This window comes from Nitrosopumilus zosterae (assembly GCF_025998175.1).
GTDB lineage: Archaea > Thermoproteota > Nitrososphaeria > Nitrososphaerales > Nitrosopumilaceae > Nitrosopumilus > Nitrosopumilus zosterae.
Genome location: NZ_AP026695.1, coordinates 512,655 through 525,381 on the forward strand (window position 1 = coordinate 512,655; position 12,727 = coordinate 525,381).

Annotated in this window: 13 protein-coding genes; 5 read left to right on the forward strand and 8 right to left on the reverse strand. The window is 36.0% G+C overall.

Going from position 1 to position 12,727, the window contains the following annotated elements:
* Positions 1-208: 208 nt before the first annotated feature.
* Entirely contained in the window at positions 209-772 is a 564-nt protein-coding gene (locus OO712_RS03080; RefSeq protein ID WP_109876696.1) for an Lrp/AsnC ligand binding domain-containing protein, read from the reverse strand.
* Positions 773-1,671: 899 nt separating this feature from the next.
* Here OO712_RS03080 and OO712_RS03085 point away from each other — a divergent pair.
* Both OO712_RS03085 and OO712_RS03090 read left to right on the forward strand, forming a co-directional pair.
* Positions 1,672-2,160 (forward strand): cupredoxin domain-containing protein, encoded by a 489-nt coding sequence (locus tag OO712_RS03085; RefSeq protein WP_109876695.1) that lies wholly within the window; start codon positions 1,672-1,674, stop codon positions 2,158-2,160.
* A 111-nt stretch (positions 2,161-2,271) separates the two neighbouring features.
* Positions 2,272-2,661 (forward strand): cyclophilin-like fold protein, encoded by a 390-nt coding sequence (locus tag OO712_RS03090; protein ID WP_109876694.1) that lies wholly within the window; start codon positions 2,272-2,274, stop codon positions 2,659-2,661.
* A gap of 7 nt (positions 2,662-2,668) precedes the next feature.
* On the opposite strand, the gene OO712_RS03095 is transcribed toward OO712_RS03090, so the two are convergent.
* Positions 2,669-3,055 carry a M67 family metallopeptidase gene (locus OO712_RS03095; RefSeq protein ID WP_109876693.1) on the reverse strand — a complete coding sequence of 129 codons (387 nt, stop codon included), beginning with the start codon at positions 3,053-3,055 and terminating at the stop codon, positions 2,669-2,671.
* 2 nt (positions 3,056-3,057) lie between these two features.
* Positions 3,058-4,149: a cupredoxin domain-containing protein gene (locus tag OO712_RS03100; protein WP_109876692.1), complete on the reverse strand. Its 1,092-nt coding sequence runs from the start codon at positions 4,147-4,149 to the stop codon at positions 3,058-3,060.
* A 98-nt stretch (positions 4,150-4,247) separates the two neighbouring features.
* On the opposite strand from OO712_RS03100, the gene OO712_RS03105 reads away from it, so the two are divergent.
* Positions 4,248-5,135, forward strand: a complete 888-nt coding sequence (locus OO712_RS03105; RefSeq protein WP_109876691.1) for a heme o synthase — start codon at positions 4,248-4,250, stop codon at positions 5,133-5,135.
* 3 nt (positions 5,136-5,138) lie between these two features.
* Here OO712_RS03105 and OO712_RS03110 read toward each other — a convergent pair whose 3' ends face one another.
* From OO712_RS03110 to OO712_RS03130, 5 genes are read right to left on the reverse strand one after another with little or no spacing between them, the layout of a single operon-like run.
* Positions 5,139-5,435, reverse strand: coding sequence for a hypothetical protein (locus OO712_RS03110; protein ID WP_109876690.1), 297 nt, complete (start codon positions 5,433-5,435; stop codon positions 5,139-5,141).
* A gap of 2 nt (positions 5,436-5,437) precedes the next feature.
* Positions 5,438-7,606, reverse strand: coding sequence for a CDC48 family AAA ATPase (locus OO712_RS03115; RefSeq protein ID WP_109876689.1), 2,169 nt, complete (start codon positions 7,604-7,606; stop codon positions 5,438-5,440).
* 8 nt (positions 7,607-7,614) lie between these two features.
* Positions 7,615-7,896, reverse strand: coding sequence for an elongation factor 1-beta (locus tag OO712_RS03120; RefSeq protein WP_109876688.1), 282 nt, complete (start codon positions 7,894-7,896; stop codon positions 7,615-7,617).
* A gap of 3 nt (positions 7,897-7,899) precedes the next feature.
* On the reverse strand, positions 7,900-8,079 hold the full coding sequence (locus tag OO712_RS03125; protein WP_109876687.1) for a zinc finger domain-containing protein: 180 nt from the start codon (positions 8,077-8,079) through the stop codon (positions 7,900-7,902).
* A 54-nt stretch (positions 8,080-8,133) separates the two neighbouring features.
* Positions 8,134-9,270 (reverse strand): NAD(P)/FAD-dependent oxidoreductase, encoded by a 1,137-nt coding sequence (locus tag OO712_RS03130; RefSeq protein ID WP_109876686.1) that lies wholly within the window; start codon positions 9,268-9,270, stop codon positions 8,134-8,136.
* A 145-nt stretch (positions 9,271-9,415) separates the two neighbouring features.
* Here OO712_RS03130 and OO712_RS03135 point away from each other — a divergent pair, with 145 nt between their 5' ends.
* Positions 9,416-11,845 (forward strand): WING-49 domain-containing protein, encoded by a 2,430-nt coding sequence (locus OO712_RS03135; protein ID WP_146195983.1) that lies wholly within the window; start codon positions 9,416-9,418, stop codon positions 11,843-11,845.
* 9 nt (positions 11,846-11,854) lie between these two features.
* Positions 11,855-12,550 carry a hypothetical protein gene (locus tag OO712_RS03140; RefSeq protein ID WP_109876684.1) on the forward strand — a complete coding sequence of 232 codons (696 nt, stop codon included), beginning with the start codon at positions 11,855-11,857 and terminating at the stop codon, positions 12,548-12,550.
* Positions 12,551-12,727: the final 177 nt, after the last annotated feature.

Below are 12,727 nucleotides of genomic sequence, written 5' to 3' on the forward strand. Positions count from 1 at the left end.
CAAATCATCTTTTCATACTAAATCTAAATTCAATTTGACAATCGGTAATTGAGATTTTCACAAAAATATTACAATAGAATAATGCCAAACATTTGTACAAGAATTGCTATGATCGCAAATATGATGATTTTTACTCCTAATCCCATGAAATATCCCCCCTGATTTTATTATGTGAATTATTTTTAGTCAAATTCAAAATACCTCCACGTTAGTTTACCATCATGTGTCTATCGAGTATTTCGGTACGTTGTTCCTGTTCATTGATTATGTTTAATGTCATACTGGATTCAATGTCATGTAATGCACGTATGGCTTTAGTAATGACATTTTCAAGTGTTTTGTTATCTGATGCTTGAATCTTACAAATTACATCATATAATCCAAAAACCACATCAGCTTCTTTTACCTCTGGAATGTGGCAGATGTTTTTCAGGATGGTGTACTCTTCTCCGTTCTTACAGTGAATTACAACATATGCTTGAGCTATATTTTGTCCCAATATTGCTCCCAGTAATTTTTCAGAAGTTTGAAACAATCCTTCAGATTCGGAACGTGTTAAAGTCAAAGTGGAATGAATTTTGGGCATTTTCCGAATAATACCTGTAACGACCTCTCGAATTTTCTTTTCTGATCCTAGTTCAATTTTTGCAACAATATCATAAAGGCCAAGTGTGCCATGAGCTTCTTTTATGCCCTCGATATTTTTCAGTGAGGAAATGACATCTATTTCTGAGCCCAAATCACAATTCATTAAGATATATGCTTTAGCCATATTCAGTGATCTTTTGCACGTTTGGGTTTTGAATGAGCCTTTATCATGTGTTTTTTAGTCCTTTCTGGATCAGTGAACTCCATATCACAGATCTTACATTTGTTGGAAAATGTGGTTTCTCTTTTTAGTATGCTTTTTACCAAATTTTTGTTAAAGGATAATTTTGGTTTCATGCAAAAACTTGAAATTTGAGATTATAACGTGTTACTTAACATTGTTAATTCAATTCCTATGATGGATGTATTGATATTTCCCTGCTGAACTACCATCAATCCTTCTTAATGTTCTAATTGATCAGAACACTCTGTGGAGCAAACATCATCACACCAATGTTCAAATTCTTTTCCACACACAATACATGTTTTCAATAGGACAATCTCACATCATTGTTTCCCGATTCAAGTATTTACAGAATAATTAACAATGTTAAGTGAATGATAAATACGCAAATACTGTTAATCTATTTGTGTAGAAGTCCCTATCGTAAAATGATGTGATTCCAAGTTAAAACCCGTGCTGTACTGCTACTCAATTTCTGCTTGAGACATACTAAAACATCATTTTGACTTCTACATTTTAACCATTCATGTGAAATACATATTCAGTAATTTCTCTGATGTTTTATGTTGAAAACCATGAATTCTATGAAATGGAATTTTTAAATAATAACTAGTTTCTAAATGTCCATTTTGATTCGTCATGCTTTTTTGCGAATTCGTCGGATGATACCTTATTGTGACTATTTTTGATGTGAAACATGTATACTTCCACTGGCCCAAATCTGTGTTTGCATAGAAGGCAAATTTTTCTAAACGACATAAACTAATTCATTATTTCCTTTTAGTGGTTCCTTAACAATGTTAATTATTGTATTTATGCAAGAAAATTATTTCTAAACATTGAACAAGACAAAGAAAAAATTCTCCAAACTATCTAAAACAAACATAATTTCAGTTAGTGTCGTTGCGGGTGTTGTTATTTTGATAGGGGGAATTGCATTGAATTCGCTTAGTCCGGTCAATTACGATGGTTTTGTTTTTGCTCCTTCTACAAACGTATTCCTAAAGGCAGTAAAATCTCCTCAAGGCATCTACCATTACCAACTCACCAAAGGCGGTAAAGCACTCCAATCCTCCTCTGAGACGTCGCCTTCAATTATTATGTCCAAAGGAAATCTTGTTCAGATTCACTTGATTAATGAGGAAAAGAACCAGCTTGACAATCCTTCCAAACACAATCTCAATATCGATGAGTTTAATGTACATATCAAAGATCTTAGTTATTTTCAAAGTGAATCAGTCACATTTTTGGCAGATAAAACAGGTACTTTTGATTACTATTGCTCAATTCATCCTGGTATGAAAGGCACTATCACAATTACTGAATAAATTATTGAAAAATGAAGAATTCTAGAAAATATCTTCTGTTTGTCTTATTTGCAGTATTGTGCTCAGGATCAATTTCACAGTTCTTATTTAATTCAAATATTATCCAAGTTCATGAAATATGAAGTTGAAATCAAAATACCACCATCATCGAGTATACTTTTAGAACTGGATGATGTTAATTCCCCAAAAACAGTCAAAGATCTTATTGAAAAGTTGCCCTTCACAGTGGACCTGAATGTGTGGGGTGATGAAATCTATACCTCAAAATCTCCAATATCTCAACCTGAAGAAAATGCAAAGTCGCCTGTTGATCTTAATGATGTTGCATATTGGCCAACTGGAAAAGCAATATGTCTATTTTACGGCCCTACCCCAATTGGCAGTCCTGGGGAAATCACCCCGGCTTCACCCGTGAATATTCTTGGAAAAATTATCTCACCGGATAAATCTGTTCTAAATTCTGCAGATGGTGAACGCGTAACATTTCAATTGAAATGTTAGATTAATTCTATTCAATTGGAATTTCTATGATGTCTGATTCAAGAATAAATGCTCTGAAATTCTTGTTGATTCCAGAATAAATTATCCACACCACTGGATTGCTTTGCATAAATTTTTTGTCAGTGTTTGACGGAAAAGCATCCGAATCTGGGTGTGAATGAAATATTCCTACTACATCGAGATTTTTCTCTTCGGCCATTTTGTATCCTTCGATTAATTGTTCATTTGAGATTGTAAAATTTACAGGTGATTCTTCAATATTTTCTGTCAAAAACAAATCTGATACCGTATCATTTTTTCCAAATAATATGGCACAAGACTCGTTAGGTTTTTGATTTTCTGAATACTCTGATAGAATTTTTTTATCTGATTCTGATATGATGATTTTCTGCAAATCTATTCTACGTTGACTGTTCCTATCATCCATGGATGCAATATGCAATAATAATCGTAATTTCCTGCATCTGTGAATGTAAATTCAAAGGTGTCTCCTGCAGATAGAATGTCTGAATCAAATACTCCGTCTGCACCTGTATCTGGACTGCCTGAAGTTGCCGTATGCATTGTGTTGTCTGCATTGTCCCAAACTACTGTAGTTCCTACTGTGACATCAATTACTTTTGGATCATAGTAGTTTTTACCATCTTCTGGAATTGCTGCTCCCTCTGGAATTGTAACTTTTGTTGGTTCTTTTGCTGCTTCAATTACTAATGATGCAACCATCCACGGATGAACAATACACATGTATTCATATTCCCCAACTTCCAAATTATTAGTATCTAACGTAAAGACATCACCTGCATCCATCAAACTAGAGTCAAATGTTTCTCCAAAGTCTACTGCACTAGTAACAGTATGTGCTACCGAATCCGCATTTGTCCATTCTATAATATATCCTTGCGTAACTGTCGCAACATCTGGATCATAATCTGGACTGCCTTGTTGGGATGAACCTTCTAGAATTGAAATCGAAAAGATTGGTCCAGTTGGTAGAATTTCTTCAGATGGTTCTTCGACTCCTACCTCTTGTGGTATCATGTATGTGTCGGGGCTTACAAATCCAAAAGCTACCCACGCGATAATCCCTGTTGCAGCCGCCATTCCGACAATTGCACCAACAGGCTTTACAAAAGACGGATGCTTCATTGCAAGGTATGCTATTATGATTGCCGGGAAGGCAATTGCCATTAAGATGCCTGCGATTGTAACTGTGTAGTTTGATGTATTCATGGTAAATGCAAACATTCCAAATCCTAATGCTATTGACAAAATTACCAAAGTCGTTGCCTTGGCTCTGTTACTGGTGGAAATTCCTCCATCTAGGATGCCTGCTGATAAGAAAATCAAACCGACAAACATGGTAAGACCTGTTAACGCATGCATTCCATCTATGAATGTGTGCGCAATACCTGCATAGGACAATGTAAGACCAGCCAAGCCTATAGCTGTAAGTCCCATTCCAGGCATCATGAGGTCCCAATTACTCATTTAAGATAGCTGGTAGGGCTGAGATACTTATTCCTTTTGAAATACAATGGATCACGTAGACGAAGAAATTAAATGGCTTTGAGAGCGGATAGAGTCAATTGGGATTTAACGAAATACTGGAGATATCAAAACCCAGAATTGTTGTACTTTTAGTAATTACTGCAGTTACATCCATGTATGCTGCAAGTAAACTAGTTCCAGGAGCACCTGAACTTGATTATTGGTCCTATTTGCACATAATTATAGCAGGAGCATTGGCATCTGCAGGTTCTAGCGCTCTAAACCACTATTATGACAAAGACATTGATCCAAAGATGACAAGAACTAGCACTAGACCGATTCCTTCAGGACGAATGACTGCATCAAAAGTCTTGCTGTATGGTATTGCTGTCAGCTGTGTGTCTGTAATTTATGGATATTTTGCATTAAATGCAGTATCTGCGTTCTTTATTGCAGTTGGAATATTCTCATATGTGATCATCTATACAGTTTGGCTAAAACGAAGAAATACATCAAATATTGTAATTGGAGGAATTGCCGGTAGCGCGGCATCTTGGGCTGGATGGGCCGCAGCAACCGGTAGCATGGATTTGTTGGGGTTCCTGGTAGGATTTTTGGTATTTGTCTGGACTCCTTCCCACTTTTGGTGTCTTGCAATGAAAATTAAAGATGAGTATGCTCAAGCTGGGGTTCCTATGCTGCCTGTCGTGATTGGCATGCAAAAAACATCAAAATTCATTTTAGGAAATACTCTAATTTTAGTTCCTTATTCATTGATACTCTCACTAATTCCTGACGGTATGGGGATTGTTTACACAATCATCGCCATAGTTTCTGGCGGACTAATGCTTGTGTATCATTACAAATTAACAAAGAATCCTACTTCAGACTTTGCTTGGAAAGCATACAAAGTTACAGCACCGTATCTTACAATTATTTTTGTAGCAGTTGCATTGGATGCAGCATTTCACATTCCGTTGTTTTAGGAATTATTTTTCAAAACCTGGAAAACTTGCTTCGTAGTCTTTTTCCATCATTTCTTTATTTTGTTCTTCTATGCTATCTACTTCTTCCTCGACAACTTTTGCCTCTATTCTTCTCTCTTCTTTAGTGATCCATGCAACTGTGATAAGACCAAGAATCTCTAAATCTAAAAGTAGTTTGTTGAATTTGTCTTCTGGTATGATATGTCCGTCTTTAGTCAAGCTTTTGTAAAGCTCAATATCTGTTAAGGAATTTGCTTCCTTTATCTTGTCATATATCGTGTTTCGTAGTGGTATTGCCATTTTTATCCGTAGAATGATTTATCTCCTGTCTTTGGTACTACGTTAGATATACTTTCCTTAACTGTGTTGTACCATTGATCAACTTCTTTTGTAATTGACGGCCTGATTTGCTTCAAACTATTTGCAAAGTGCTGACTGGAAATTTTTGCTGAATCCTCTCGCATTGCTAGAACTGCTGCTTCTCTACAAAGTGCTGCCAAATCTGCACCTGTATAGTTTTGAGTGGCAACTGCAATCTCTTGCAATTTTACATCATTTGCCAAAGGCATTTTTTTTGTTAAAATCTTGATTATCTCTAACCTGCCTTTTTCATCTGGAGGTGCAACATAAAGAACTAGATCTAGCCTTCCAGTTCTCAATAATGAATTATCTATGACATCTGGTCTATTTGTAATTCCAATAACTACAACTCGTGATGAAATGCCCTCTTCAATCTCTGTTAGTAATTGACTTAGAATAGTTTCACCAGCTCCGCTTTCGCCGGATTTGGAGCGGGCCAAGGAATCTAATTCGTCAAATATTACGACACAAGGAGATGATGCTTTTGCCTTTCTAAAAATTTCTCTAACTGCTTTTTCGGATTCCCCCATCCATTTTGAAAGAATCTCCGGACCTCTGACTAGAATCATGTTTGCACCAGTTTCTGTTGCAAGTGCTCTTCCTAGCAATGTTTTTCCACATCCCGGAGGTCCATAAATTAAAGCACCCTTTGGCGGTCTGATTCCCATCTTGGTAAACTTGTTTGGTTCTTTCATTGCGACTATTAGGTTGTCAGTCAATGTTTTCTTGATCTCTTCCAATCCTCCTACATCTTGCCACCAAACTTTTGGTCTTTCAACATAAAATTCTCTCATGGCTGTAGGAACTACTTCGTGCATTGCATCGTAAAAATCAATTAATTTAATCTGCATTGATTGCAATACTTCCGAAGGGATCTTTTCAGTTTCAAGATCTATCTCTGGTAGATATCTTCTAATTGATTTTAGTGCAGCTTCTCTACAGAGCGATTTGATATCTGCACCTGTATAACCATGTAATTCTGATGATAGGTCTTTCAAATCAATGTCATCGCTAATTGGCATACCTCGTGTGTGGATCTCTAGAATCTCCAATCTTCCATCTTCGTTGGGAACTGATATTTCGAATTCTCTGTCGAATCTACCTGGTCTTCTTAATGCTGGGTCTACACTGTCTGGTCTATTTGTAGCACCAAGTACAATGACGTTTCCTCTATCAGTCAGTCCGTCCATCAATGCTAGCAATTGAGCTACAACTCTTTTTTCAACGTCCCCGTATGCTTCTTCTCTTTTTGGGGCAATTGCATCTATTTCATCAATGAAAATTATGCTTGGGGAATTATCTTTGGCCTCTTTGAAAATCTCTCTTAGTTTAGCTTCTGTCTCCCCATAATACTTGTTCATTATTTCAGGTCCATTAATTGAAAACATGTTTGCTTCTGATTCACTTGCCATGACTTTAGCTAACAATGTTTTTCCACATCCTGGAGGTCCGTAAAGTAAAATCCCACTGTGTGGCTCTATTCCAAGCCTTGTAAATAATTCTGGATGTTTTAGTGGTAGTTCCACAATCTCTCTCATAGCTTTGACTTCATGTCTTAATCCGCCTACTTCCTCGTATGTCACTCTGACTTTTCTGTCCACCGTAGATTCAGTTGAGATGTTAAGATTTGTAGAACGATCGATCTTTACTACTCCCTTTGGAGTGGTCTTTGTAATTTTAAAGTCCATCGAGTTTCCTAAAATCATTACAGATATTTCGTCTCCATGTGTGATTGGCAATCCTTTCAATCTGTTTTTGACAAAATCTGTAAACTCTTTGTCTACAGTTACTGAATCATTTACTGGGGTAAGTGAAACTGTTTTTGCAAATTTTGATGTAACTTTTCTAATCTTGACAAAATCATTCAGTGACCCTCCTACATTTTTTCTTGTTTGCCCGTCAATTCTTATGATGTCTGGAAATTTTTCATCCTCATCAACTGGCCAAACAACTGCACAGCTAGTTCTTGAACCCATCACTTCAATTATGTCTCCTGGTGTGACTTTAAGAAAGTCCATAGCTTCTGGACCAATTCTGGCACGTTTTTTACCTACGTCCCTTTGTTTTGCTTCCCCGATTCTCATTTGCAAAGGTTCTTCTTTGCGTGCCAAAATATCTCCTATTTCATGTCAACTGACATTCGACTCATGTTGAGCACTTCAAATTCACTTACGCCTTTTACGGATCTGATGGCATCTTCCAATGAATCCATTTGTCCTTCTTCGTCTTCTAGAATGAATTCTGCCTTGAGAAATTCTAAACCAAAAGCCAATGGCTCTTTTGCGTGCCTTTTCATTGAAATTCCTTCTTTTAATGCTCCTTTGATAGATTCTGCTAATTCGTCTAAATCTATCTCTGTTCCGTCAGGAAGAATTTTTGTGATTAGTAATAACTGAGTCATTTTCTAAGGTCCTGTTACATTACATGAAGTGCAAGTATAGTTTCTTGCTGCTTCCCTGCAACTCTGACATCTCCAAATTAAATCTCCGCCACAATCAGGACAATTGAATTTTACACATTTATCATTAGGCATTATGGGTCTGTGACAACAACTACATGTTGGCAAGGAAATTGTAGATGACATACACCAAATTTTCTGAAAACATCATTTATACCTTGCTTAGAATTTGAGCACGTTTTAACTCAATAATTTTTTGATTTCTCCGCCAACTAGAGCTTGGGCAGTTTTCAACGAGCCTTTGATTCCTAATAGTTTGATAATTGAACTGGTATGAAAATCAAAATCATCTTTTTCTGAAATCTCTCTTGTGATCTCTGGTGTGATTGATCCAAATAATTTGTTGATTGTATTGTTATCGATTCTCTCCAAAATTTTTCTAGCAAGTAACTGTTTTTCAAATTCTTTGCCAAATCTATCCATCCATTTTTTTTGATACTCCTCGAGATCTGACTTGTCATTAGTTTCTAAAAATTTTGAGATTGCTTGTCCGGCATAAACTCCACCCATTCCACTTGTAAAAATACCTCCTGCCGTTGTTGGTTTTGCTTGTCCTGCAGCATCCCCTATGATTATTGTTTTTCCCTCAACAAAATTTTTGATTGGACCTTTAATCCAAATGGGCGCAAATATTTTTCTAATAATTGAATAGTTTTTCTTCTCTTCCAGAATCTTATCTAATGTTTCAGCAACATTGATTCCTCTTCCTGCTACTCCGACCTTTCCTTTGGATTCTCCAGACGGAATAATCCATGCGAAAAATCCTGGATATTTTTCCTGATCAAAAATCACTTCGACTTTTCCTTTCTGTATCCAATCTGCATAGATTTCATACTGAGCTGATGATAGAATCCCAGTCCTGTCTTTATGAATAAGTGATGATACCCCTCTTGCATCAACAAATATTTTACAATCTATCTTTTCTTCATTTGTTCTAATTCCTGTATCTGTAATCTCTTGAAAACTGGTCCTGACTTTGATAACTGCACCGTTCTTCTGAGCTTGAAAAGCTATCTGTTTGTCTAGTTCTCTTCTGCTAATCTCTACAACTTTTTGTTTCTTTGAATTAATCGTAAAACTATTTCCGTTTGGCGATGTAATTTCTGCCAACTCTATCATATGATCAAAAGTTTTTCTAAATGGTATGATTCCAAGTTCTTCTAATCCTCCAATGCTGACCAGACCTCCGCAATGCTCTGGTGTGCCTATCTCGTAATCCTCTTCAATGACAAGTACTGAAAACCCCTTTGATGCAATTTCCCGTGCACACAACAGTCCTGCAACGCTTCCGCCTGCAATTACTACATCAAAGTACATGGATTTCGTTTTTTTGCCAATTATTTAATTTAAAGGTAGTATGAAAACTGGAGATATTTTATAAAAAATATTCTTGAATTAGATACAAAACATCAGAAGCACTTTTCAATGATGGATTAGAATTTCATACGGTATGAGGTATTTTTTGATTTTCTTTGTTTTTGTTGGGTTTATGGGATATGCATATGCTGATGACTTTAACCCTGACATTCTACCAATACATCTTGAGGCAGAAGATATTGTGTTAAGAACTGTGTTTGATTGGACATCAAGCAACATGATATTGTTTGGGGCCAAACTTGAAGATGGTGCAGAAACACTAGTTCTAATATCTTCTGATGGAAAAAAAATAAAACAATTAGACCTTGCATCTCTTGACAATTATTTTCCCATAATTCATGCACAAATTGATCCATCAGATGATAATATTGTTCATTTTCTGAAAAACAACAAGCTGTACAGATATCTTTTAGACAAAGATAACATCACGGAATTAAACACTGATGAAAACAAAGTAGAGTTTTTTGATTACTATACCTATTCCGAAGATAATCCTTCAAAACACATGATTGCATATTCTGTCAAAGACATAAACAATCCCAAACAACTACAATTATTTTCAATGCATGATTCTCATGATGAGGAATCTAAACCAATGGTTTCAGAACTAATGAGTAATCTTGAGTCAGATGAATTCCAATTAAGTCCTGACGGTACAAAAATACTGTTCCAAAAAACATTGGATGCAAGTTATGGATATGCCGACAGGCGTATAGCCTATCTAGAAGCACAGGACTATGGACCACACTTGGTATCTGATTTGAACATCAGATGTGGCAACTATCCCAAATGGTATCCTTCTGGAGAGTTGATTGTATACCATGTTAGCTATTGCGGAAGGGGTGCACCTGGAGGTGTTTTGGGAACAATCAGCTTGGATGGAAATAACTCCCAGATTTTACTTCCTGACAACAACGATAATCCCCAAAGTTTTGCAATAAATCAGAATGGTTCAACCATTGTAATACTCCCTTCTACCAATGGAAAGTCATATGGTGATATTGCTGACTTTTATCTGCTAAACCTGTTGGGTGTTTCTGAAAGAAAAACAATTTTTCCACGTCATGGAAACCCTCCAGATAGTTTTACTCCCCTACAGCATGAAAGAAATGGAACTCCGTTTGATCAGATGCAATGCAGGAATGATGACTTTGTGTTGGTTCAAAAATATGATGGTTCTCCTGCATGTGTAAAACCAAAATCAATTAACTCTTTAATTTTCAGGGGATGGGCTGATGAAAAATTCCGAACTCTGCCAATAATCGACTTTCAAAACCCAGACAGGATTTTTCGTGAGGTTGGGTATTTGGGATTGATGATGTTTCTTCCACACATTGAAGAAAACCAGACCATCGCAATATCACTTGAAGGCAAATCAAACATGGTCTTGCCAATCATTCAACGTTATGATGTAGAAATTTTATCTGAAAAAACCAATACCGACAAATCTTTTTCAAGCATTTTTGGAAAAATTACCAAACCAAATCTTCAAAAATTCTTTGAGGAAAACCCAATGAATATTTTTGTCAAACGTGGAGTGCTATTGACATCATTGGGTGGATATCAGGACAATACAGGAACCTATGGGCCATTCAACCAATTTCTTACCGATAACGAGTCTCAGATAGCTGGAGATATTTTGACTTATTATGAAAACAAGAGAACAAATGGAGAGGATGTACACTTTAGTGATTTTGTCAAATGGCCAACCGGCAAAATCAACGAGTCATTTCTTCAAAAATCAAAACTGCTGGATATTGCAGAAATAGAAGAAAATCGCATCGCGTTGAATCCGACAGACACCTGTGCACATATATCACTTAGACTACTTTCTGCAGATAAGCTAGCGCAATACCATACTAGAGATAAAGAAATTCAATTTTTTGAAATTACGGATACTGATTTGAAAGAGTTGCCTGTTTTGGATGAATTAATTCGTGCAACTCATCATCTAGAATTTACTACAAATGAAGACGCACATGCAGAAATTAGTTTAAGAGAACTTGTAGACTATGAGTTTTTCATTATGGAAAAAGCAATTGGCAAATACGATGATTCTCAAGATGACTATTTTGTCAAACTTGATGGTAATCTAGATGAGAAACTTGCAGATCCGAAACCACAAGGATTTTCAAATGAATTTTTGTCTCCTCAGCTAGTCTATGATGATAATGTGTATGTCCTAAGTCATACTGTTTTTTGGGTTGCAAATGAGCATGAAACACAATCAATATCAGTTCATTTACGAAATAGTATAGACAACGATAAAAAATTCATTACGCTTACTGAAAAAGACATGGAATCAATTCCAAAAATAAAACAAGCTATAGAAAAAATTGGCACAGAATTTGAAAGCATTGTTGCTTACAAGGGGTTGCCTGAAAACCCTGACTGGAATGAATATCGGGAATGGTTTGGGCAAAAAAAGACTGAACAATTTAATCTAGATGAAACCTATGTTCCTGGATTTGTATACAATGATGAGTATTATGATTTGGGATTTCCTATTTGTTAGGGATAGAAAATGAAAACTAGATACAAAATCATACTTGTTGCAGTTTGTGCATATTTTGGAGTCTTTTTTGGTCCTGTAATTACAAGCAATGTCTACTGTGATTTTGTTTCACAAGAGATGTGCACATCAAGAATTACTGGAGTTGTCTTGCCCCCACTTAATCTGATAATGCCAAGCTTGCCAAAAGATAACTGTGTTGTAGACAATGACGGAGTAATGGAGCCTTGCTATAATGATGCGGGACTTTTGGAGTGGCCGTTTCCTCCCCGTATGGAAGTTCATACTGAAAGAGAATGTAATAAGATATGCGCTGATGTTGAAAAACTTCCTCCTTGCACCAGTGACCGAACAGCATGTTTTAATCAAGATGCCCATCTATGTGATCCTTCTGGCTGGGAGTGTGGCGACAATGAAGGAATCTTTGAGGAAATTATAGAATATAACTCAGATGCAACTTCATATGATCTTCAAATGATGTTTGATGAAAAAGAGTCTGCAGTGGAATATTTTGTAGTAAATGGAAACACTGATCATGTAGAAATTGATATTCCTACTGATTTGATTGATGGCGTATTTATGATTCACGTTAATGGCGAAAATATAGATGATAAACGAGTATCTATTGATGGAAACAAAGTGATTGTAAATTATGGTCAAAACATTGAATCTGTAAAATTGTTTGGCTCTTATGATCTAGGTGGATAGAAAATGAAAACTAGATTTTTGTTCGGATCGCTGAAATAAATAATCTCACAATCCCTAACTATTTAATTCAAAGGTAGTATGAAAACTGGAGATATTTTATAAAAAATATTCTTGAATTGAATACAAAAAATCAGAACAGTTGAAAATCAATTGTTCTTCAATACTATCGTGGTTCTC